Annotated in this window: 19 protein-coding genes and 1 tRNA gene; 14 read left to right on the forward strand and 6 right to left on the reverse strand. The window is 66.6% G+C overall.

Annotation, left to right across the window (positions count from 1 at the left end; translation table 11 throughout):
• Positions 1-3: 3 nt before the first annotated feature.
• On the reverse strand, positions 4-276 hold the full coding sequence (locus tag AC07NY_RS02735; protein ID WP_494581632.1) for a BolA family protein: 273 nt from the start codon (positions 274-276) through the stop codon (positions 4-6).
• A 95-nt stretch (positions 277-371) separates the two neighbouring features.
• Here AC07NY_RS02735 and AC07NY_RS02740 point away from each other — a divergent pair, with 95 nt between their 5' ends.
• A complete protein-coding gene (locus tag AC07NY_RS02740; protein WP_494581633.1) occupies positions 372-989 on the forward strand; it encodes a J domain-containing protein in 618 nt (205 codons plus the stop codon).
• A 155-nt stretch (positions 990-1,144) separates the two neighbouring features.
• On the opposite strand, the gene AC07NY_RS02745 is transcribed toward AC07NY_RS02740, so the two are convergent.
• From AC07NY_RS02745 to AC07NY_RS02765, 5 genes are all read right to left on the reverse strand, one after another.
• Positions 1,145-3,133, reverse strand: a complete 1,989-nt coding sequence (locus AC07NY_RS02745; protein WP_494581635.1) for a methylmalonyl-CoA mutase family protein — start codon at positions 3,131-3,133, stop codon at positions 1,145-1,147.
• A gap of 251 nt (positions 3,134-3,384) precedes the next feature.
• The gene (locus AC07NY_RS02750; RefSeq protein WP_494581636.1) at positions 3,385-4,302 is read right to left on the reverse strand and encodes a cell wall hydrolase; all 918 of its coding nucleotides are present in this window, start codon (positions 4,300-4,302) and stop codon (positions 3,385-3,387) included.
• A 312-nt stretch (positions 4,303-4,614) separates the two neighbouring features.
• The gene (locus tag AC07NY_RS02755; RefSeq protein WP_494581638.1) at positions 4,615-5,091 is read right to left on the reverse strand and encodes a DUF1178 family protein; all 477 of its coding nucleotides are present in this window, start codon (positions 5,089-5,091) and stop codon (positions 4,615-4,617) included.
• A gap of 54 nt (positions 5,092-5,145) precedes the next feature.
• Positions 5,146-5,403: a glutaredoxin 3 gene (grxC, locus tag AC07NY_RS02760; protein WP_494581639.1), complete on the reverse strand. Its 258-nt coding sequence runs from the start codon at positions 5,401-5,403 to the stop codon at positions 5,146-5,148.
• A 28-nt stretch (positions 5,404-5,431) separates the two neighbouring features.
• Complete coding sequence (locus AC07NY_RS02765) at positions 5,432-6,151, reverse strand: ComF family protein (protein WP_494581640.1); 720 nt, start codon at positions 6,149-6,151, stop codon at positions 5,432-5,434.
• A 501-nt stretch (positions 6,152-6,652) separates the two neighbouring features.
• Here AC07NY_RS02765 and AC07NY_RS02770 point away from each other — a divergent pair.
• The 13 genes from AC07NY_RS02770 to AC07NY_RS02830 all read left to right on the forward strand — a co-directional run bounded on the left by AC07NY_RS02770 (position 6,653) and on the right by AC07NY_RS02830 (position 21,068).
• Positions 6,653-6,728 (forward strand) — tRNA-Glu (locus AC07NY_RS02770).
• Between the two features lie 613 nt (positions 6,729-7,341).
• On the forward strand, positions 7,342-8,841 hold the full coding sequence (locus tag AC07NY_RS02775) for a M81 family metallopeptidase (protein WP_494581641.1): 1,500 nt from the start codon (positions 7,342-7,344) through the stop codon (positions 8,839-8,841).
• 23 nt (positions 8,842-8,864) lie between these two features.
• Positions 8,865-10,025, forward strand: a complete 1,161-nt coding sequence (locus tag AC07NY_RS02780) for a M20 aminoacylase family protein (protein WP_492285505.1) — start codon at positions 8,865-8,867, stop codon at positions 10,023-10,025.
• Between the two features lie 10 nt (positions 10,026-10,035).
• Positions 10,036-11,172 (forward strand): M20/M25/M40 family metallo-hydrolase, encoded by a 1,137-nt coding sequence (locus AC07NY_RS02785; protein ID WP_494581642.1) that lies wholly within the window; start codon positions 10,036-10,038, stop codon positions 11,170-11,172.
• A 150-nt stretch (positions 11,173-11,322) separates the two neighbouring features.
• On the forward strand, positions 11,323-12,096 hold the full coding sequence (locus tag AC07NY_RS02790) for a DeoR/GlpR family DNA-binding transcription regulator (RefSeq protein WP_494581643.1): 774 nt from the start codon (positions 11,323-11,325) through the stop codon (positions 12,094-12,096).
• 113 nt (positions 12,097-12,209) lie between these two features.
• A complete protein-coding gene (gene phnD, locus AC07NY_RS02795) occupies positions 12,210-13,199 on the forward strand; it encodes a phosphate/phosphite/phosphonate ABC transporter substrate-binding protein (protein WP_494581644.1) in 990 nt (329 codons plus the stop codon).
• Positions 13,200-13,237: 38 nt separating this feature from the next.
• Positions 13,238-14,053 carry a phosphonate ABC transporter ATP-binding protein gene (gene phnC, locus AC07NY_RS02800; RefSeq protein ID WP_494583661.1) on the forward strand — a complete coding sequence of 272 codons (816 nt, stop codon included), beginning with the start codon at positions 13,238-13,240 and terminating at the stop codon, positions 14,051-14,053.
• Positions 14,050-14,856: a phosphonate ABC transporter, permease protein PhnE gene (phnE, locus tag AC07NY_RS02805; RefSeq protein WP_494581646.1), complete on the forward strand. Its 807-nt coding sequence runs from the start codon at positions 14,050-14,052 to the stop codon at positions 14,854-14,856. Before phnC ends, phnE (AC07NY_RS02805) begins: the two co-directional genes overlap by 4 nt.
• The gene (gene phnE / locus AC07NY_RS02810) at positions 14,853-15,683 is read left to right on the forward strand and encodes a phosphonate ABC transporter, permease protein PhnE (protein WP_494581647.1); all 831 of its coding nucleotides are present in this window, start codon (positions 14,853-14,855) and stop codon (positions 15,681-15,683) included. Before phnE (AC07NY_RS02805) ends, phnE (AC07NY_RS02810) begins: the two co-directional genes overlap by 4 nt.
• Positions 15,661-16,560, forward strand: a complete 900-nt coding sequence (locus AC07NY_RS02815) for a TIGR01459 family HAD-type hydrolase (RefSeq protein WP_494581649.1) — start codon at positions 15,661-15,663, stop codon at positions 16,558-16,560. Before phnE (AC07NY_RS02810) ends, AC07NY_RS02815 begins: the two co-directional genes overlap by 23 nt.
• 93 nt (positions 16,561-16,653) lie before the next feature.
• Positions 16,654-17,694, forward strand: a complete 1,041-nt coding sequence (locus AC07NY_RS02820; protein ID WP_494583662.1) for a LacI family DNA-binding transcriptional regulator — start codon at positions 16,654-16,656, stop codon at positions 17,692-17,694.
• A 261-nt stretch (positions 17,695-17,955) separates the two neighbouring features.
• Complete coding sequence (locus AC07NY_RS02825; RefSeq protein WP_494581650.1) at positions 17,956-19,791, forward strand: ABC transporter permease; 1,836 nt, start codon at positions 17,956-17,958, stop codon at positions 19,789-19,791.
• A gap of 47 nt (positions 19,792-19,838) precedes the next feature.
• Positions 19,839-21,068 carry an ABC transporter substrate-binding protein gene (locus AC07NY_RS02830; protein ID WP_492285497.1) on the forward strand — a complete coding sequence of 410 codons (1,230 nt, stop codon included), beginning with the start codon at positions 19,839-19,841 and terminating at the stop codon, positions 21,066-21,068.
• Positions 21,069-21,070: the final 2 nt, after the last annotated feature.

Consider the following 21,070-nt stretch of genomic DNA (forward strand, 5'->3'; position numbering starts at 1 on the left):
GTTTCAGCCCTCCTCCGGAGCCTTCGCCGCGATCGCGAGGGCATGGACGCGGTCTGCCAGTTCCTGCGCCAGCGCGGCGTTGACGAGGCGGTGGCGCTCCAGCCGGGACTTGCCGGAAAAGGCTTCCGACACGATATTGACGCGGAAGTGAGTCTCGCCGCCTTCGCGCCAGCCGCCATGGCCCTGATGCTGGTGCGACTCGTCGATCACCTTCAGGTCCTGTGGCGCAAAGGCCTCGGTCAGCTTTCGCGTGATTCTTTCGCTGATTGAGGTCATGATCGCGCCACCGTTGCCATGATTGTTCGTTGGTTCGGCGATGTGCTGCATTGCACTTGCCGGCCCTAGCTCCTGCGTCTCATAACCCGTCGACGATGAACATCAACTCACGCCTTTTCGACAGCATCAGGATCGGAGCTTCCGAGACGGAAGCGCCGCTGGAGAACGACGCGCCGCGTTGCGACCATCCGGGCTGCGCGCGCGCCGGCGAATTCCGCGCGCCGAAGGGCCGTGGCCGCGAAGGCCAGTTCTTCCTGTTCTGCATGGACCATGTGAAGGCCTATAACGCGACCTACAATTATTTCGCCGGCATGGATGACGAGGCGCTGGCTGCCTACGCCAAGCAGGAGGAGATCGGCCATCGGCCGACCTGGAAGCTCGGCGTCAATTCCAAGGCGGCGCGGATGTCGCAGCGCGGGCGCAAGGCGAATGGCGAGGCCAGCGCCGACATGCACGACGCCTTCAACCTGTTCGGCGCCCGCAACAAGCAGCAGGCGGCCCAGCCGGAATCGCGCGTCGGCATCGTCGCGCGCAAGGCGCTGGATACGCTCGGGTTGGACGACACGGCGGATTCCGCGGCGATCAAGGCGCGCTACAAGGAATTGGTGAAGCGCTTCCACCCGGACGCCAATGGCGGCGACCGCTCGCGCGAGGGCACGCTTCAGGAGATCCTGAAGGCGTATCAGCAGTTGAAGAGCGTGGGGATGGTCTGAGGGGCGTCATCCCGTGCGCGTTGCGGCACGCAGTGCTGCGACGCAGACACGGGACCGTGCGCAGAAAAAAGCGCCCTCTCGTCACGCGGTCCCGCATCTGCGCAGCAGCACTGCGTGCCGCAGCGCGTGCGGGAAGACAGCCGTCCTTTTGGGCGCTACCCCCTCTTCGCCGCCAATCCCGCGACATCGGCGATGATGCCGTCCAGCGCGAAATCCTTGGGCGTATAGACCCGCGCCACGCCCATGTTGCGCAGCGCGTTCTCGTCGTCGGGCGGGATGATGCCGCCGACCACCACGGGCACGTCCATGCCGGCGACGCGCAGCCGCGCCGTGACGTCGCGCACCAGCGGCAGATGCGAGCCGGAGAGGATCGAGAGCCCGATGATGTCGGCCTGCTGCTCCCTGGCCTCGCTGACGATCTCCTCCGGCGTCTGGCGGATGCCGCCATAGCTGACGCTCATTCCGGCATCGCGGGCGCGCACGGCGATCTGCTCGGCGCCATTCGAGTGCCCGTCGAGGCCGGGCTTGCCGACGAGGAAGCGCGGCGGGCGGCCGAGCCGCTCGGTCGCCTTCTCCACCGCGGCCTTGGCGGTGGCGAGGCCTGCCGCGTCGCCCAGCTTCTTGGTGTCGACGCCTGTCGGGGCGCGGTATTCGCCGAAGATCTCGCGGAGCGTCTGCGCCCATTCGCCGGTGGTGACGCCGGCCTTGGCGCAGGCGATCGAGGCCGGCATGACGTTGCGGTTCTCGCGGGCGCTGGCGGCGAGTTCTGCGAGCGCTGCTTCGGCCGCCTTCGCGTCGCGGGCTGAGCGCCAGGCCTTGAGGCGGGCGATGGCCTCGGTCTCGACCGAATCCGGCACGGTGACGACATTGCCGTCGCCGGCCGAGAGCGGCGAGGGCTCGCTGTTGGTGAACTTGTTGACGCCGACGACGACCTGCTCGCCGCGCTCGATCGCCTCGATGCGGCGCGCGCCGTTCTCGACCAGCGCCATCTTCATGTAGCCGCTTTCGACGGCGGCGAGCGCGCCGCCCATGTCGTCGATCTTGGCGAGTTCCTCCAGGGCTGCGGCCTTGAGCTCCGCCACCTTGGCATCGACCACGGTCGAGCCGTCGAAGATGTCGCCGAATTCGAGCAGGTCGGTCTCATAGGCCAGGACCTGCTGCATGCGCAGCGACCATTGCTGATCGAAGGGGCGGGGCAGGCCGAGCGCCTCGTTCCAGGCCGGGAGCTGGACGGCGCGGGCGCGGGCCTTCTTCGACAACGTGACCGCCAGCATCTCGATCAGGATGCGATAGACGTTGTTCTCGGGCTGCGGCTCGGTCAGCCCCAGCGAATTCACCTGCACGCCATAGCGGAAGCGCCGCATCGCCTCATCGGCGATGCCGTAGCGGCCAAGCGTGATCTCGTCCCAGAGCTCGACGAAAGCCCGCATCTTGCAGAGCTCGGTGACGAAGCGCATCCCGGCATTCACGAAGAACGAGATGCGACCGACGGTGCCGGGGAATTCCTCGGCGGAGACTTCCGGCCGGGCGCGGATCGAATCGAGCAGGGCAATAGCCGTCGCCAGCGCGAAGGAGAGTTCCTGCACCGGCGAGGCGCCGGCCTCCTGCAGGTGATAGGAGCAGACGTTGGTCGGGTTCCATTTCGGCAATTCGCTGGCCGTGAAGACGACGATGTCGGTGGTGAGCTGCATCGAGGGGCGCGGCGGGAAGACATAGGTGCCGCGCGAGAGATACTCTTTCACGAGGTCGTTCTGGGTCGTGCCCTGCAAGAGCTTGCGGTCGGCGCCCTGCTCGTCGGCGACGGCGATATAGAGCGAAAGCAGCCAGGCCGCCGTCGCGTTGATCGTCATCGAGGTGTTCATCTGCGCCAGCGGAATCTGGTCGAACAGCGCCCGCATGTCGCCGAGATGGGAGATCGGCACGCCGACCTTGCCGACCTCGCCGCGCGCCAGGACATGGTCCGGGTCGTAGCCGGTCTGCGTCGGCAGGTCGAAGGCGACGGAGAGGCCTGTCTGGCCCTTGGCGAGATTGCCGCGATAGAGCTTGTTGGATTCGGCCGCGTCGGAATGGCCCGCATAGGTGCGGAAGATCCACGGCTTGTCGCGCTGGGCCGTTTCCCGGCCGCCTCGTTCCGTCGCGGTCATGGCGTCTCCCCGTATTGCAGAGCAATCTGAATGTTGCACTGCGGCGAAGATAACGCCAGAGCTTCGGCTATGTCCCGTGCGACGTTAGGCGGACGCGTTTTTTGTTCAGCCCTCATCCTGAGGAGCCGCGCCAGCAACGTCTCGAAGACGGTCCAGACGGCTCCGTAACCTCGTAAGACATCCTTCGGGACGCAGCCTTTCGGCTGCGCCTCAAGAGAAAGACCGCTGAGATTTCCGGTGGGTTCGCGCGCTTATCGCGAGGGCAGGCTGCCGCGGATGTCGGAGGCCTGCAGCAGCGCCACGCGGCGATCGTCCCTCGGCGGGGCGACGAAGGCGCGCAAGGGCGCCTTGGGCAGGTCGAGATCGAGCGGACGGCCAGGCGGCAGCGGCGCGTTCTTGACCAGTGTGACCAGGGGCGTCTCGAGCGCCGGCCGCTGCGGCGCAGGCATCTCGGGTGCGAAGGCGAGCGGCGCCGAGGCGAAGGAGGTCGCCGTCGTTGCCGACGAAGACACGGTCGTAAGCGGCACGGATGTGGTGGTGGCCGAGGCGAGCTGGATCGCCGGCTCCTCGATGCGGCGGCGCTCCGGACGCTCGCCCCTCACGTAAAAGGCGTTGCCGCCCGCCACCGTCACGTAATGCATGTTGTTGTAGCCGAAGCGCAGGCCGGCCATGTGGAAATGCTTGGCGGCGCCGACAGCCTCGTTGCGGCGGCCGTTGAGGATATCCTCGGCGATGGCCTGGACATTGGGCAGGACCTTGTCCGTCATCGGGCGGGTCAGCACGCCTGTGGCGAACTGGCGGGGCGCGCCGACGACGCCGCAGATCGTTTCGGGATATTTCGCCGATTCGACCCGGTTCATCACGACCGTGCCAACGCCGAGCAGACCCGACTCGCTCGAGCGGTTCGATTCGAAATACATCGCGCGGACAAGGCACTCCTTCTCGCGCGGATCGGCCTTGGCCAGTGCAACCGCATGCCTGCGGGCCTTGGCGGGCTCTTTCGTGGCGGGAGCGGCGGCGGCGGAGGTCGCCGCCGTCTCGATCGGGGATAGGCTGCAGGCGCCGAGAGCAGGGGCTGCCAGCACCATCAGAAGCGGGATCGCCTTGCTGCCATGCCGGATTTTTCCACCGGAACGAAGACCATGCACAGCGATCGCAGTCCGCTTCATGCGGCAACCTCCTGAGTTCCGGACCCGTGATCGCCGTGGGCGGCAAACCGGGATTGCCGGCAAGGAACCGCGAATTCCTTAACAGAAAGTTAATCCGGGACGGAAGGGGGGAGGCGGCGTCGCGAGCCTTGGCGCGTCTCCCGGCCAGCGAAGCCGGGCCGGTAGCGCCTTGTTCCAAAACGAAAAAGACCCTGACGCCGCGCCGAAAATTTTCGTACGCGCCGCCTCGGTTTCCTTGCCAGAACCGTAATGTTCGCGTCTACGAAGTCGCCGTAAGCGCGGCTTTGTGACCAGAGCCGACCCGAGAGCGCGTCAGTTCCCGGAGCCCGGCAGGCGGGGCAAGGGGAGGAACTCGACGCCTTCCTCATGCAGCATCCGGGCATCGTCCGGCGTCGCCTCGCCATAGATGGCGCGCTCTTCCGCCTCGCCGTGATGGATCTTAAGCGCCTCGTCGGCGAAGCGCTGGCCGACATGCTCGGCATTCTCGCTGACATGCCGGTGCAGGGCCGTCACCATCTCGCGAAAGGCCTGCTCCTTCTCGCCCATCAGCGCGACGGGAGCCGGGGGCGCTGCGGCGGGAGCGGACGCCTCCACGGCCGGGGCAGGTGATTTCGGGCCGAGATCGGTGCGCGCGACATTGGGCGACATCACCGCGCGCTCGACCTTGGCGCTGTTGCAGACAGGGCAAGAGACGAAGCCGCGCTTCGCCTGATCCTCGAAGCTGGCCGAGGAGGCGAACCAGCTTTCGAATTCATGGGCGGCGTCGCAGATGAGGGCGTAGCGGATCATGTCGTCATAGATGGTGACGGGGTGTCACCAAGGCAATTGGGGCGGCCGGGTGCGTCAGGCGGCGAGAAGCTTGTCGAGCTCGCCGCGGGCGTCGAGCGCGTGGATATCGTCGGAGCCGCCGACATGCTGCTCGCCGATGAAGATCTGCGGAACCGAGGTGCGTCCGCCGGAGCGGGCGGTCATGGCCTGGCGCAATTCCGGCTTGCCGTCGACATCGATCTCGGTGAAGGCCACGCCCTTGCGCGTCAGCAGCGCCTTGGCGGCCTTGCAATAGGGGCACCAGGACGTGGTGTAGATCGTGACCGGCGGCATGAAGGCGTGTCTCTCGTTGCGATGTCCCTCATGTAGTGACTTCCCGGCCATCCGTCACGACCCGCGCGAAGGTCAGGACGTCGACGGCGCTCGCGCCGGCTCGCAACAGGGCGCGCGAGGCGGCATTGACCGTGGCGCCTGTGGTCAGCACGTCGTCGACGAGCAGGACGCGCCGGCCTTCGACCAGCCCGCGCGCCGTCACAGGGACATAAAACGCGCCCTGGAGGTTCTCTGCGCGCTGGGCGCGCGTCAGCCCGACCTGCTGGCGGGTGCGGCGGATGCGCGTGAGGGCCTTTGCCGCGAGCGGCAGCCCGGTCTCGCGGGCGACCACCTGCGCCAGGGCGGCGGCCTGGTTGAAACGCCGGCGCCAGAGCCGAGTCCGGTGCAAGGGGACCGGCAGGACGAGATCCGTATCTGAGGTGAGTTCGCGCCCGGCCTGCGTCATCATCCGGCCCAGCGTCAGCGAGAGCTCGACGCGGTCGCCGTATTTCAGGCGATGGACGAGCTCGCGGGCGGTGCCGTCGAAGCGGCAGACGGCCCGTGCCCGGGCGAAGACCGGCGGATCGGCGATCGCGGCCGGCGAAAGCAGGCCGTTGCCGAGATCGACGGCGAAGGGCGTGCCGAGGCGCTCGCAGTAAGGGCGCTCGATGAAGCCGATACCGCGCCAGCAGGCCGGGCACAGCGCCTGGGCCTCGCCGGTCGCGGCCTGGCAGGCGATGCAGCTCGGCGGATAGACGACGCCGATCAAGCCGCGCAGTCCGGACCGGACGGAGAGGCGCGCGCGCCCAACGGAGGCCTGCCAAAGCTCTTTCGCGGAACGAGAACTTGCAGCGGCGCTCGTCGTGGATGGCGCCGGCGTCCGCTCGGGCGCGGCCTCGTCATCGGGGCTGTCGATTCGCCATTCCGGCATGGTTCCGTTGCCGTCCGACCATCTGGGCCGGCACAGGCCGGCTCGGAAAGCGAGCTTCGCGCGTCGCGTGGCGAAGAACAACCGCGGATAGCGATCCGGTGATCGAGGAGGCTCCATCTGATCGGCGACGGCTTCGCATCGTTCGGTCGGGTTCGGGGGAAATGGCCGGAAGGCGCCATCGCAGGGCGATCCGGCAACGTGGTCATCCGGGGATTTCGTTGCGTTCCGAGTGGGTTTTTCGGACTTTTTCGCAAGCCAGGCATCTTTATGCGGTTGGCATACAAAAAGCTGTTGCAGGCCCGCATTTGTCCGACTACATAGGCGCCCTCGGCCAGCGCTGCTCCCTTCGTCTAGCGGTCTAGGACGTCGCCCTCTCACGGCGAAAACAGGGGTTCGAGTCCCCTAGGGAGCGCCATTAAAATCAAGCGCTTAGCTTGGTTTCGCCGGCAAGCCACACAGAGACGCCACATAGCCAAACGCCTTGCTGGCGCATTGGGCTTTTGGCATTGGGGCTATGCTTGGCGGCCGCGGGCTGTACGACGAACGCCGAGATTGCCGCGTAGCGCGAGGCGGAATCCGTAGCCATCACGGCGAGATCGCGCAGTACCATGCGGATTGCCTTCCGAGCGTCGGGGCTCCTCCATCCCGGAAATAGCGGGATGCGCAGCGCGGGAAGTTCCAGTCAGATCGTGCAGATGCTGTTCAGCAGCCCTGGACACCCTGTCGAGCTCGCGCGGAATCGTGGCGCACAGGTCGTTACAGCTTGGACCGTCTGGAAGTCGGGGCGCCGTGCCCATGGACCCGAGATGGCGACAGTCGATCTTCCGGCCCTGCAGATCAGTGGGAGGGTGTGATATCAGCTCTGCTTCCGCCGCCACCAGGGCCCAATGGCTTTATGTTCGAGATCGCGGATCGTCGGCCGGGTGACGCGGTCTCGTCGTTTTTCGATGGCGGGGTCGGCGCTTTTGCGCCTTGGAGAGCACTCCCGCCTGTGATTACCTCGGCGCCAGCTGCCTTGGGGAGGACGAATGCCACGCCGTATCGCATTCGGAGGGTTTCTTCACGAAACCAACACCTTCGCGCCCAGCATGGCCGGAATGGAGGCGTTCCTGCAGGGCGGCGGCTGGCCGCCGCTGGCGCGCGGCGAAGCGATCTTTGCGGCGGTGAAGGGCGTGAATGTCAGCGCTGCCGGCTTCGTCGACGCCGCTCGTGAGCGGGACTGGGAGCTCGTGCCGACGCTCTGGTGCGCGGCGAGCCCCTCCGCCCATGTCACCGCCGAGGCTTTCGAGGCCATCGCCGGGGAACTGGTGGAGCGCATCGCCGCGGCGCTGCCGCTGGACGGCGTCTATCTCGACCTGCACGGCGCCATGGTCACCGAGCATCACGATGACGGCGAAGGCGAATTGCTGCGGCGCGTGCGCGCTGCGATCGGCCCGGAGGTTCCGCTCGTCGTCAGCCTCGACCTGCACGGCAATGTCACGCCGCGGATGATGGCGATGGCCGATGCGCTGGTGGCCTATCGCACCTATCCGCATATCGACATGGCCCTGACCGGCAGCCGCTCGGCCGAGATGCTGGCGCAATTGATCGGGACGGCGGCCCGCCCGGCCAAGGCCTTCCGGCAGGTGCCCTATCTCATTCCCATCGCCTGGCAGGCGACGGCGATGGAACCGTGCCGCACGATCTATGCCGAGTTGGCCGCGCTCGAGGGCGAGGCCGTCCCGACCCTTTCCTTCCTGCCTGGCTTCCCGGCGGCGGATTTTCCCGATTGCGGCGCGACCGTCCTCGCGTACGGAGCGACGCAGGCCGATGCCGACCGCGCGGCCGATGCCGTCCTCGCCCGGGTCATGGCGAGCGAGGCCGCCTTCAGGGGGCGGGTCTTCTCGCCCGATGACGGCGTCGCGGAGGCGATGCGATTGTCCCAGACCGCGACCAAGCCCGTCGTCATCTCCGACACGCAGGACAATCCCGGCGCCGGCGGTGATTCCGACACGATGGGCATGGCGCGTGCGCTGGTGCGCGGTGGGGCCGAGCGCGCCGCCATCGGCGTCATCGTCGATCCGGCTGCCGCCGAAGCCGCCCATGCTGCGGGCGAGGGCGTCAGGATTTCGATCTCCCTCGGCGCCAAGTCCGGGATTCCGGGTGACGAGCCGCTCACCGGCGAATTCCTCGTCGAGAAGCTGTCGGACGGGCGCTTCGTCGCGCCGGGCCCGTTCTATGGCGGTTCGCGGATGAATCTGGGCCCGAGCGCCTGCCTGCGCATCGGCGATGTCCGCATCGTCGTCGGCTCGCGCAAGGCGCAGATGGCCGATCAGGCGATGTACCGGCAGGTCGGCATCGAGCCGACCGAGCAGGCCATCCTCGTCAACAAGAGCTCGGTGCATTTCCGCGCCGATTTCGAGCCGATCGCGGAGACGATCCTCGTCTGCGCCGCGCCGGGACCGATGCCGGTCGATCCGGCCGCCTTGCCGTGGCGCCGCTTGCGTCCGGGCTTGCGCACCTCGCCCCTCGGCCAGCCCTTCGCCTGAACCATCCGCCATCTGGAGCCGTCATGCCCGCCTTGCCTGAGATTCTGTCCTTCACGGACGAGCTCGTCGCCATCCGCCGCGATCTCCATGCCCATCCCGAGATCGGTTTCGAGGAGGTCCGCACCTCCGACATCGTCGCGGAGAAGCTCGCCGCCTGGGGCATCGAGGTCCATCGTGGCATCGGCAAGACCGGCTTGGTCGGCGTCCTGCACGGCACCGGCGGGCCCGGCCGACGCATCGGCCTGCGCGCCGACATGGACGCGCTGCCGATCCAGGAGATCACCAACCTGCCCTGGCGCTCGACCGTCGCCGGCAAGATGCATGCCTGCGGCCATGACGGGCACACCACCATGCTGCTTGGTGCGGCCCGCTATCTCGCCGAGAACCGCGGCTTCAAGGGCACGGCCGTCTTCGTCTTCCAGCCGGCCGAGGAAGGGCTCGGCGGCGCGCGCAGCATGATCGCCGAGAAGCTGTTCGAGCGCTTTCCCTGCGACGAGATCTACGGGCTGCACAATTCGCCCGATCTCGACCCCGGCCAGATCTCGATCTTCCCCGGACCTGCCATGGCCGGCGCCGATTTCTTCGACATCAAGATCACCGGCCGGGGCAGCCATGGCGCCATGCCGCATATGGGGCGCGACCCGATCGTGGTGGCGATGAGCCTCGCCAATGCGCTGCAGACCATCGTCAGCCGCAATGCCGATCCGCGCGAGGCGGCCGTGCTCTCGATCACGCAGATCCATGCCGGCTCGGCCTATAACGTGATCCCCGAGGAGGCGGTGCTCGCCGGCACGATCCGGACCTTCTCGCCGGAGATCGGCGCGCTCGTCCGCGACCGCATGCGCGAGATCGCCGCTGGCACGGCGGCGAGCTTCGGCGTCACCATCGAGGTCGACATCCGCAACATCTTCAACGTGCTGGTCAATCACGAGGCTCAGACCGACGCCGTTGTCGCTGTCGCCGCCGAGATTGTGGGCACCGAGGGCGTGCTGACCGACGGCAAGCCGCTGATGGGCAGCGAGGACTTCGCCGACATGCTGCGCGTCGTGCCCGGCGCCTATGCCTGGGTCGGCCATGCCGGCACCGTGCCGGTTCACAACCCGGCCTATGTCCTCGACGACGGCATCCTGCCGGTCGGCGCCAGCCTGCTGGCCCGGCTCGTCGAAACCCGCGCCGCCGCCTGAGGTCGATGCAATGGATCTCGCCGCGCTGCCGCTCGACACCGAGGCCATGCTCGCGGGCCTGCGGCCCTGGATCGAGTGTGAGAGCCCGACCTTCGATCCCGCCGCCGTCAACCGGATGATGGACCGCGCCGCGGCCGATACGGCTGCGGCCGGCGCCACCATCACCCGCATTCCCGGGCCGAAGGGGCTGGGTGACTGCGTGCGCGCGACCTTCCCGCATCCGCGCGAGGGCGAGCCCGGCATCCTCGTGATGTCGCATCTCGACACGGTGCATCCGGTCGGGACGCTGGCGAAATTGCCCTTCCGCCGCGACGGCTCGCGCTGCTACGGGCCGGGCATCCTCGACATGAAGGGCGGGGCCTATGCAGGGCTGCAGGCCATCGTGGCCTTGGCGAAGGCCGGGGTCGCGACGCCGCTGCCGGTCACGGTGCTCTACACCTCCGACGAGGAGATCGGCAGCCCCGGCACGCGCGAATTGATCATGGAGGAGGCGCGCCGCCAGCGCTATGTGCTGGTGCCGGAGCCGGGCCAGCCGGGCGACGGCGTCGTCACCGGGCGCTATGCCATCGCACGCTTCAACCTCTCGGCCGAGGGCCGGCCGAGCCATGCCGGCTCGCGCCTGAAGGACGGGCGCTCCGCCATCAGCATGATGGCGCGACAGATCCTCGCCATCGAGGCGATGACGAATGAGGACTGCACCTTCTCGGTCGGCGTGATCCAGGGCGGGCAATGGGTCAATTGCGTCCCGACATCCTGCCGCGCTGAGGCGCTCAGCATGGCGAAGCGTCAGGACGATCTGGACCGGGGCGTCGAGCGCATGCTCGCCCTGTCGCAGCGCGAAGCCGATGGCACGGGCTTCACGGTCGAGCGCGGCGTCACCCGTCCGGTCTGGGAGCCGGACGAGGGCACGATGGCGCTCTATCGGCAGGCGCATGGCATCGCCGCGGAGCTCGGCTGGGAACTTGGCCATGCCTCGGCCGGCGGCGGCTCGGACGCGAATTTCACCGGCGCGGCCGGTATTCCCTCGCTCGACGGCCTCGGCCTGCTCGGCGCCGGCTATCACACGCTGGAAGAGCATATCGAGGTGGATAGCCTGGTGCGGCGCACCCGGCTTCTCGCAGGGCTGCTGGCGCGACTGTCCGACTGAGGCGAGGGCGCGCCGCAGCGCTGGCCGGCCTCACGTCATTCCGCATGAGCACGTTTGCGAACGGGCGCATGGGGACTTGGGCCATGCCCCGTTCGCTGTTTTACTGAGCGGCAGGAAACGCGCTCCGATCGCATTGCGGGTGGACTTCATATGCCGGCAGCACCCGGGAACCTCACGGCCCGCCAGAAGCAGATCCTCGCCGTGGTGCAGGAGGTCGGATTCACGACGATCGAGACGCTTGCCGCTCGCTTCGACGTGTCGGCCCAGACCGTGCGGCGCGAGATCATCCGGCTGCAGGAGCAGAATTACCTGCAGCGCTTCCATGGCGGCGCCGGCCTGGCCTCCGGCGGCATCCGCTCGGCCTATGCCCAGAAGCTCACCGTCTCCCCGCAAGGCAAGCAGCGGATCGGGCAGGCGCTGGCCGGCATCATCCCGGCCGGTGCCTCGGTGTTCCTCGATGTCGGCACCACCGTGGAGGCGGCTGCCCGCGCCTTGTTGGGCAAGCCGGGTCTGCGGATCGTCACGGCCAGCGTCTCGGTCGCACAAATCTTCTGCCAGGGTGGCGTCTTCGACGTCGTGGTCACGGGCGGCGTGACGCGCGGCGCCAACGGGTCCCTTGTCGGCCAGCAGGCGATCGCGACGATCGCCGGCTTCCGCTTCGATTATACGATCCTCGGTATCGGCGGTTTCGACGACGATGGTGCGCCGATGGATTTCGATCTCGAGAAGATTGCGGTTCGCCAGGCGGCGATGGCGCGCTCCCGCCAGACCGTCGTTCTGGCTGACCACAGCAAGTTCAATCAGGTCGGCACCGCGCGGATCGCCGATCCCGGCAAGGTCGCTCTCGTCGTCGTCGATGCCGAACCGACCGAGCGGCTGTGCAAGGCCTGGCTCGATTGCGGCTGCCGCTGGCTGGTCGCCTAGGCAAACCCCCATCTTATTAGCCGGCCACTCTTGTCACCCTGATCGCTTTTGATCAGGATGGAAGAAATCTTACACGAGCGCTGATCAAGAGCGCCGCTTCCAGGGAGGTTGCCATGCTGCGCGCCAAGATCGCGTCCCTTTGCCTGCTCGCTTTCGGTATCGGGCTTGCAGGCCCGGCTCAGGCGCAGGATTGCGCCAATCGCGGAACGCTCGATGCCCGCTATTGCGACGCCAATCGCGACCTGCTCGCCGATACCCCGGCCGATGCCGCGAAGCAGAAGGACCCGGACACGCTGATCTTCTCCTATACGCCGGTGGAGGATCCTTCCGTCTACGAGAACGTCTTCGCCGATTTCCTTGCCCATCTCAGCAAGGCGACCGGCAAGAAGATCAAATGGTTCGGCGCGGAATCCTATGCCGCGCAGGTCGAGGCGATGCGCTCCGGCCGCCTCCATATCGCAGGCGTCGCCAGCGGCCCGACGCCCTTCGCGGTCAATCTCGCCGGCTTCGTGCCGATCGTCGCGATGGCCAAGAAGGACGATTCGATCGGCTATACGCTGCAACTGATCGTGCCGAAGGATTCCCCGATCAAGACCATCGCCGATCTCAAGGGCAAGCGCGTCGCCCATGTCGCGCCGTCCTCGAATTCCGGCGATACCGCGCCGCGCATCCTGTTCAAGGAGAAGGGCATCGTGCCCGGCAAGGACTACGAGGTCCTCTATTCCGGCAAGCACGACAACTCGATCATGGGCGTGGTCAACAAGGACTATGACGCGGCGCCCGTCGCCTCCAGCGTGGTCGAGCGCATGGCCGATCGCGGCATGTTCAAGCGCGACGATATCCGCATCGTCTATGAATCAAGCCCGTTCCCGCGCACGGCCTTCGGCCTCGCCCATGACCTCAAGCCCGAGCTGCAGGCCAAGATCAAGCAGGCCTTCCTGAGCTTCGACTTCCTGAATTCGGCGCTCGCCAAGGAGTTCAAGGACACCAAGGGCTTCAAGGAGCTGAGCTACAAGGATGCCTGGGGCGACATCATCCTGATCCAGCGCGATAGCGGCATCACCTATACCCAGGACGGCCTCTCGAAGCTGAAGGGCGATTGATGTCGAGCGTTACGGGAGGCTCAGTCGGCGGCGCTCCGCTGCTGGCCGTCGCGGGGCTGGCCAAGGTCTATCCAACCGGCAAGAAGGCTTTGGGCGGCGTCGATGTCGTCATCGACCGGCCGCAGCTGGTCGCGGTGATCGGCTCGTCGGGCGCCGGCAAGAGCACCTTCATCCGCTGCATCAACCGGCTGGTCGAGCCGACCGCCGGCAGCGTCAGGCTCAATGGCGAGGACATCGTCGCGCTCGACCGCAAGGGCCTGCGCGCGGCACGGCGCCGGATCGGCATGATCTTCCAGGAATACAACCTGGTCGAGCGGCTCAGCGTCATGCAGAACGTGCTCTCGGGGCGGCTCGGCTATACCGGCCTCTTCGCTTCGCTGCGCTATCGCTTCCCGCCCGAGGATATCCAGGCCGCCTTCGCGCTGCTCGATCGGGTCGGGCTCGACGGCTACCACAACCAGCGGGCGGATGCGCTCTCGGGCGGCCAGCGCCAGCGCGTCGGCATCGCGCGCGCCCTGATGCAGCGGCCGGACCTGCTGCTGCTGGACGAGCCGACCGCCAGCCTCGACCCCAAGACCTCGCGCCAGATCATGCGGCTCGTGCGCGAGCTCGTGGCCGAGCGACAGACGCCGGCGATCATCAATATCCACGACGTCGCACTCGCCCGTGCCCATGCCGACCGCATCATCGGCATGAAGGACGGACTGATCGTCTTCGACGCCGAGGCTTCGGCCCTGACCGATGCGGCGCTGACGCGGATTTATGGCGAAGAGGACTGGTCGACCCCGCAGGACGAGGATGACGAGGCTCCCGCTCCAGTCGCCGCGATGGCTCCTGTCGGCGCGCTGTCATGACCACGACGGCGGCCTCCTATCCCAGCCGCTGGCGGGCGCCGAGCATCTTCGGCAGCCCCGGCAGACGGCTCGCCTTCTGGGCGCTGGTTTGCGCCTATCTGGTCTGGTCGCTCTCGACACTCAATGTCGACACGGCCCGCATGCTCGCCGGCCTGCCGCGCGCCTGGACGATCCTGTCGCGGATGGTCCCGCCGGATTTCGGCCGCTGGGAGCTTCTGCTCACCGGCATGGTCGAGAGCGTGCAGATCGCCATCGCGGCGACGATCATCGGCGCGGTGCTGTCGATCCCGATCGGCATCGCGGCCGCGGCCAATCTCTCGCCGCGCCCGCTCTATCTGCTGGCGCGCGGCTTCATCGTCACTGGCCGGACTTTCCACGAGGTCATCATCGCGATCTTCTTCGTGAAGCTGTTCGGCTTCGGCCCGGTCGCCGGGTTGCTGACGCTCGCCTTCTCCTCGGCGATCTTCCTCGGCAAGATGCTGGCCGAGGATATCGAGAACATGAAGCCCGGCCCGGTCGAGGCGATCCGCGCGACCGGCGCGAGCTTCGGCCAGACCTTCTTCTACGCGGTCGTGCCGCAGGTTCTCGTCAAGACGCTCGGCGTGCTGATCTACCGGCTCGATTCCAATCTCCGGCACTCGACCGTGATCGGCATCGTCGGTGCAGGCGGTATCGGCCAGACGCTCTCGGCCTCGTTCTCCCGCTATGATTTCGACTTCGCCAGCGCGATCCTGCTGACGATCGCGGCGATGGTCGCCTTCGGCGAGTGGTTCAGCGACTGGGCCCGGCGGAGGCTGAGATGACCGCGCATCAACTCCCGCAGGACCGCGCGCCGATGCGCCGCTATCCCGATCAATGGGAACGCTATTCGCTGCGCGAACGCATCGTGCAGTGGATCTGGCTCGGCGGCATCGCGGTTGCCGCCGCCTGGTCGGTCTCGGCGCTCGACATCGAATGGGCCTTCTTCGCCGATGCGCACGAGCAGGCGGCCGACCTGATCTCGCGGATGTGGCCGCCACGCTGGTCCTATCTGCCGCGCATCGTCCAGCCGCTGATCGAGACGCTGCATATCGCGACGCTCGGCACGATGATCGCCATCGTCTTCGCCCTGCCGGTCGCCTTCCTCGCCGCGCGCAACACCACCTACAACCAGGCGACCTGGCTGGCCGGTCGGGCCATGCTGGTGCTGTCGCGCTCGATCAACACGGTGATCTGGGGGCTGCTCTTCGTCGCGATCTTCGGGCCGGGGCCGGTCGCCGGCATCTGCGCGGTCGCGGCGCGCTCGGTCGGCTTCATCGCCAAGCTCGTCGCGGAGGCGATCGAGGAGGTCGATGCCGGCCAGATCGAGGCGGTGGAATCGACCGGCGCCAGCACCTTGCAGGTCTATGGTGTCGCGATCCTGCCGCAGATCCTGCCCGTGCTGATCGGCACCTCGATCTATCGCTGGGACATCAATGTGCGGGAGTCGAGCGTGCTCGGCTTCGTCGGCGCCGGTGGCATCGGGCTCCTGCTCTACGCCTCGATCAACCAGTTCGCCTGGTCGCAGGCGATCGTGATCCTGATCGCCATCCTCGGCATCGTCATCATCAGCGAGGCGCTTTCGGCCTATGTCCGCTCCCGCATTGTCTGAGCCACGGCAGGCGCTCTTTCCAGCGGGCGTGGCGGAGCTGGCCGGGCGTTATGACGGCTTCCTGCTCGATCAATGGGGCGTGCTGCATGACGGAGCCATCGCCCATGAGGGAGCGGTGGCCTGTCTCGAAGCGCTGCGCTCTGCCGGCAAGCCGGTGATCATCCTCTCGAATTCGGGGCGCGATGGCAGCGAGAATGACGCCATCCTCGCCAGCATGGGCTTCCGACGCGATCTCTACGACGTCGTGATCTCAGCCGGCGACGACGCACGCGAGGCGCTGCTGCGGCGCGACGAGCCGGCCTATCGCGATCTCGGCCCGCGCTGCCTGCCGCTGACGCGGCCGGGTGAGCAGCATCTTGCCGGCGGGATCGGCCTCACGCTCGTCGAAACCCCCGAGGAGGCGGATTTCCTGTTCACGCTCAGCATGGATGCGGAGCGGCAGTCGGTTGCCAGCTGGCGGCCGGTGCTCGAGCGGGCCTTGTCGCGGGGGCTGCCGATGATCTGCGGCAATCCGGACCGCCACCGCGTGCACCCGGGCGGGCGCCTGCTGGAGGCGCCGGGCGCGGTCGCGCTCGCCTATGAGGCGATGGGCGGGAGCGTGCATTATCACGGCAAGCCTGAGCCGCGCATCTACCGGACCTGCCTGGCGCGATTGGGCTTGCCTCCCGGCCGTCTTCTGGCCATCGGGGACTCGCTCGAACATGATGTCGCCGGAGCGGCGCGCGCCGGGGTCGACAGCCTGTTCATCGCCAATGGCATCCACCGCGACGAACTGAACTGGAGCGAAGGCAGCCAGGCGTTTCGGCGCAGCTGCGAGGCCCTGTTCGCCCGCAATCCGGACATGCCGCGCTACTGTCTGCCGACACTCGCCTGGTAGTCCAGCCACGGGGCGCGGCCGGGCCGTCACCAATTGACAATTCGGCGCTCGCGATCCCAAAGGGTGACTTACGATCGCTCCGTGGATGCCCCGATGAAAAGGAAGCCGCCAGGTGCTGGTGGTCGCAGGGAATCGCCCCAGACCTTCGTCACCGCTCAGGAGGTGGCCGATCTGGCGGGGGTGTCGCGTGCGGCTGTCTCGCGCAGCTTTACTCAGGGCGCCAGCGTCTCGAACGAGACACGCCAGCGCGTCATCCGCGCCGCGGAGGCGCTTGGATACAGGGTCAATCGGCTGGCGCAGACGCTGAGCGGCGGCAGTTCCAACATGGTCGGCATCGTGGTTGCCAATATGGGCAGCCCTCACATGGCCAACCAGCTGGACCAGCTCAGCGGCGCGCTTCTGCGACGTGGCCTGCAGAGCCTGTTGCTCAACGCTTCCGCCATTCCCGGCGACATCTCGCAGCTCCTTGAGCTCATCCTGGAATTCCGTGTTCGCGCTGTCGTGGTCATGTCGGGGACGCCCCCTGAAGCGATCATCGAAGAATGCATGAGCAACAATGTCCGGATGGTGCTGGTCGATCGCAGCCATCATGACGATCTCGACAATGTCGCGAGCGACGACGCTCAAGGTGCAAGGCTTGCTGCGGGACGATTGATCGCGGCGGGCTGCACCCAGGTGGCCGTCGTCAGCGCGCGCAACACGTCGAGCCAGTTTCGCCGCCGGACAGAATTCATCGCCCATATGCAGAAGGCCGGGATCAAGACGATTCCCTGGGCGATGGACGAGCCCAGCTACGATGCCGGCAAGCGCGCCGGGTTCGAGCTACTCAAGAATGGCGGCATCGACGGCGTGTTCTGCGTGACCGACCTGCTGGCCATCGGCATGCTCGATGCCGCGCGGGCGCTTTCAAGGCGCGTTCCCGAAGAGTTCAGCGTGATCGGCTTCGACGACATTCCCCAGGCCGATTGGCACGCCTATCGATTGACGACGATCCGGCGCAAGCGGAACGCCGTGACCGAGGCCATCATCGAGGCCATCGAGCGCGACGATGCCGGCGGCGCGCCGTTGCATTGTTTCGTGCCGGTCGAACTGGTCGAGCGCAGCACTGTCAGGGCCGCGCAAGCTCCGGACTGACTGCATTCGTTACGCGGCCGAATGCAGGCGGAGCTTTGCAATCGCGTACATACAGAAATTCCCCTTCTCCGTGAAACTGACAGAAAACTTGGGTCTCAATCAAAGTTTGACGCCTGTTTCCGTCGTTCCTGCAAGCCAAAATACGTTCTCCCTCAGTTTTGTCGCGCTCTGATTGACAGCGTTTGCAACCGCGTACATTGTCGCTTGGCTTGACGACCGGGGGAACAATCGGTCGCGGTTATGCAGGGGGACGGGGGGAGTATGCTCGATCGCCATGTGACGGCGCAGGGCGACGCAGGCCGGACGATGTCGGCGGCGACCGCTCTACGCTTCTGGCTCTCCAAGGTTTCCGTGGAGAGATGGCTCGGCTTTGTGCTGACGCTGGCGCTGGTTGCCCTGATCGTCGTGCCGCTTGTCGAGCTGATCCGGGAGACGCTGGTCGTCCAAGCCTATGACCGGACCTATCTGCGCGGCGCGAAGGTCGGCGACTTCACGTTCTTCCACTATGAGCGCGTGTTCAACAGCCCGCTGTCCATGGCCCTGTTCTTCAAGCCGTTCCTGAACTCGCTGATCACGGCGTTCGCGGCGACGGTCGTCTGCCTGGCGCTCGGCGGCACGATGGCGTGGCTGGTGGTGCGGACCGATATCCCGTTCCGCGGTGTCCTGCACAGCATCGTGATGATCCCCTACATGCTTCCGTCCTGGGTGATGGCGCTGGGCTGGCTGATCTTCTTCAAGAACGAGCGCATCGGCGGCTCGCCGGGCGTGTTCGCCTACCTGACGGGCGTCCAGCCGCCGGACTGGCTGTCCTATGGCGCCGTCCCGATCGTGATCTGCCTGTCGCTGCACTACTATGTCTATGCCTATCTCACGGTTTCGACGTCGATCGCCAATATCGACAGCCAGCTGGAGGAAGCCGGCGCGATGGCCGGCCTGTCCCGGCGCAAGCAGCTGATGATGATCACGATGCCGCTGCTCCTGCCCGCTATCGGCTCGGCTGTGGTCATGACCTTCATTCGCGTGGTGGGATCGTTCGGCACGCCGGCTGTTCTCGGAATGCCGGTGCGCTTCTATGTCCTGCCCACGCAGATCTACGCCGCGATCGGGATGCGCAATATCGGCGACGGCTTCCTGCTCGCGCTCGTCCTCGTGCTCCTCGCCGGCCTGTTCATCTACATCAACCAGCGGCTGATCGGCGTCCGCAAGAGCTTCGTCACCCTGACGGGCAAGGGCTTCCGGACGCGGACCACGCCGCTCGGCGCGTGGCGGTGGCCGACCCTGATCCTGATCGGGCTCCTGCTCCTGGCCGCGGTCGTGTTCCCGCTCGGCCTGCTCGTGCTGCAATCGCTGATCAAGCAGGCCGGCAATTACGACCTGACGAACCTCACGCTCTACTACTGGATCGGCGGCGATTCCGAGGGCATGGCGATCAACCAGCCATCGCTCGTCGATAATGCCGATATCCTGGTATCGACCTGGAACAGCCTGCGATTGTCGTTCATGGCGGCGCTCGGCGCGGGATTCTTCGGCGCGCTGATCAGCTATGTCGTGGTCCGCACACGGGGCACCTTCGGCTCGCGGGCGCTCGAGACGATAGCCTTCATGCCCTACATCTTTCCGGCCATGGCCTTCGGCGCGATCTATATCGGCCTGTTCGCCCGGCCGATCGGCCCGCTGCCGGCGCTGTACGGCACCTTTGCCCTGCTGGTGCTGATCTGCACGGTGAAGATGCTGCCGATCATCACGCGCACCAGCATCTCGACCCTGCTCCAGCTCGACCGCTCTCTGGAGGAGGCGGCGCAGGTGCAGGGCATCGGCTGGAGCAAGCGGATGGCGCATATCGTCATCCCGGTCATGGCCAGTGGGCTGTTCTCCGGCATGCTGCTGGCCTTCGTCAGCGTCATGCGCGAGCTGTCGCTGATCATCCTTCTGGTCACGCCCTCGACCAACGTGCTCGCCGGCGCGATCTACAACTACCAGATCGGCGGCTTGGACCAGCTGGTCGGTGTCGCATCGACATTGCTGGTCGTGCTCGTCATCGCGATCAACTTCATCGCCCGTGCGATCGCGCGCAGGGCCAGGATCGACGTGATCTGAGCCCGCGCGAAAACAGATACTCAACGCCGAAAAAGGGGAGAACCGGCATGCGTTTGAAAGCAAAGCACCTGACATTGCTGCTGGGGATCGGCATGGCATCCGCCGCGGCCACCGGGGCGTGGGCGCAAAACTCGTCGAAATTCGAGGCCTGGCTGAAGGCGGCCAAGCTCGGCGTCCATCAGGGCGAGGACAACTGGGACGAGATCATCGCGGCGGCGAAGAAGGAGGGGGCGCTGACGGTCTATTCGTCCGCGACGACGATGACGGCCGCGGGCGAGGACTTCGCCAAGGCCTATCCCGAGATCAAGGTGCAGGTGTTTCCGCTCGGCTCCGAGAAAACCATCGAAAAGGTCCTCAGCGAGCACCAGGCCGGCATCCATGCCGTCGACGTCGTCTATTCGGGCGGCACGCAGCAGATGGTCTACGAGCTGCTGCCGGACCGGAACATCGTCAATTACGTTCCGGGCTATCTGAAGGACCGGATCGACGAAAAGCATCGCGAGCCGCTGCTTACGCAGAACATCGAGGCCTTCGCGATCACCTATAATGGCGCCGCCAACGCGGAGCCGCCGATCAAGAACATCTGGGAGCTCACCGAGCCCAAATGGAAGCGGCGCTTCATCATGAAGGCGCCGGTCGGGTCGGCGACGACGGCGACGGCCCTGGCCGCCTTCATCGAGCGCTCCGACGAGCTGAGCAAGGCCTACGAGGCCTATGCCGGCAAGAAGCTCGAACTCTCCAAGGGCGTCGAGAATGCCGGATACGAGTTTCTGCATCGCATCCTCGCCAACGACGTCGTGATCCAGGCGAATAGCGGCAAGCTTGCCGAGGCCTCGGGCAAGGCCGGCCAGAAGAACCCGCCGATCACGCTGGCGCCGATGGCCTATCTGCCGCGCAACGAGACGGACGGCTATGTCAATGTGGCCGCCTATGATCTCGTGCCGTCGGGCATCGTCACCTACCCGAACTTCATCGCCATCGGCGGGCAGGCCCCGCACCCGAACGCGGCCAAGCTGTTCATCGCCTTCATGATGGGATCAAAGGATCTCAACAAGGACTCGAAGCTGACGCCGCCGTTCCGCACGGGCGAGACGGGCAAGCTGCTGCAGGGCATGGCGCCGTTCTTCCGGATCGGTTCGTTCTCGCCGCGCAACGACATGCCGATGCCGCCGAACGGCGAGCGCTGGCCGGCGGCGGCCAAATGGCAGGCCTCGCCGGAGTTCGTGCGCGACAACATCGCCAAGCTGAACGACTTCTGGCTTTCGCGCGCGAACTGAGA

This window comes from Allobosea sp. GW821-FHT09G06 (genome assembly GCF_059416005.1).

What these genes read in the sequence shown, in the direction of transcription:
- AC07NY_RS02735 (WP_494581632.1), bottom strand. Translation starts at nt 276, where the DNA reads ATGACCTCAATCAGCGAAAGAATCACGCGAAAGCTGACCGAGGCCTTT.
- AC07NY_RS02740 (WP_494581633.1), top strand. Translation starts at nt 372, where the DNA reads ATGAACATCAACTCACGCCTTTTCGACAGCATCAGGATCGGAGCTTCC.
- AC07NY_RS02745 (WP_494581635.1), bottom strand. Translation starts at nt 3,133, where the DNA reads ATGACCGCGACGGAACGAGGCGGCCGGGAAACGGCCCAGCGCGACAAG.
- AC07NY_RS02750 (WP_494581636.1), bottom strand. Translation starts at nt 4,302, where the DNA reads ATGAAGCGGACTGCGATCGCTGTGCATGGTCTTCGTTCCGGTGGAAAA.
- AC07NY_RS02755 (WP_494581638.1), bottom strand. Translation starts at nt 5,091, where the DNA reads ATGATCCGCTACGCCCTCATCTGCGACGCCGCCCATGAATTCGAAAGC.
- grxC (WP_494581639.1), bottom strand. Translation starts at nt 5,403, where the DNA reads ATGCCGCCGGTCACGATCTACACCACGTCCTGGTGCCCCTATTGCAAG.
- AC07NY_RS02775 (WP_494581641.1), top strand. Translation starts at nt 7,342, where the DNA reads ATGCCACGCCGTATCGCATTCGGAGGGTTTCTTCACGAAACCAACACC.
- AC07NY_RS02780 (WP_492285505.1), top strand. Translation starts at nt 8,865, where the DNA reads ATGCCCGCCTTGCCTGAGATTCTGTCCTTCACGGACGAGCTCGTCGCC.
- AC07NY_RS02785 (WP_494581642.1), top strand. Translation starts at nt 10,036, where the DNA reads ATGGATCTCGCCGCGCTGCCGCTCGACACCGAGGCCATGCTCGCGGGC.
- AC07NY_RS02790 (WP_494581643.1), top strand. Translation starts at nt 11,323, where the DNA reads ATGCCGGCAGCACCCGGGAACCTCACGGCCCGCCAGAAGCAGATCCTC.
- phnD (WP_494581644.1), top strand. Translation starts at nt 12,210, where the DNA reads ATGCTGCGCGCCAAGATCGCGTCCCTTTGCCTGCTCGCTTTCGGTATC.
- phnE (WP_494581646.1), top strand. Translation starts at nt 14,050, where the DNA reads ATGACCACGACGGCGGCCTCCTATCCCAGCCGCTGGCGGGCGCCGAGC.
- phnE (WP_494581647.1), top strand. Translation starts at nt 14,853, where the DNA reads ATGACCGCGCATCAACTCCCGCAGGACCGCGCGCCGATGCGCCGCTAT.
- AC07NY_RS02815 (WP_494581649.1), top strand. Translation starts at nt 15,661, where the DNA reads ATGTCCGCTCCCGCATTGTCTGAGCCACGGCAGGCGCTCTTTCCAGCG.
- AC07NY_RS02820 (WP_494583662.1), top strand. Translation starts at nt 16,654, where the DNA reads ATGAAAAGGAAGCCGCCAGGTGCTGGTGGTCGCAGGGAATCGCCCCAG.
- AC07NY_RS02825 (WP_494581650.1), top strand. Translation starts at nt 17,956, where the DNA reads ATGCTCGATCGCCATGTGACGGCGCAGGGCGACGCAGGCCGGACGATG.
- AC07NY_RS02830 (WP_492285497.1), top strand. Translation starts at nt 19,839, where the DNA reads ATGCGTTTGAAAGCAAAGCACCTGACATTGCTGCTGGGGATCGGCATG.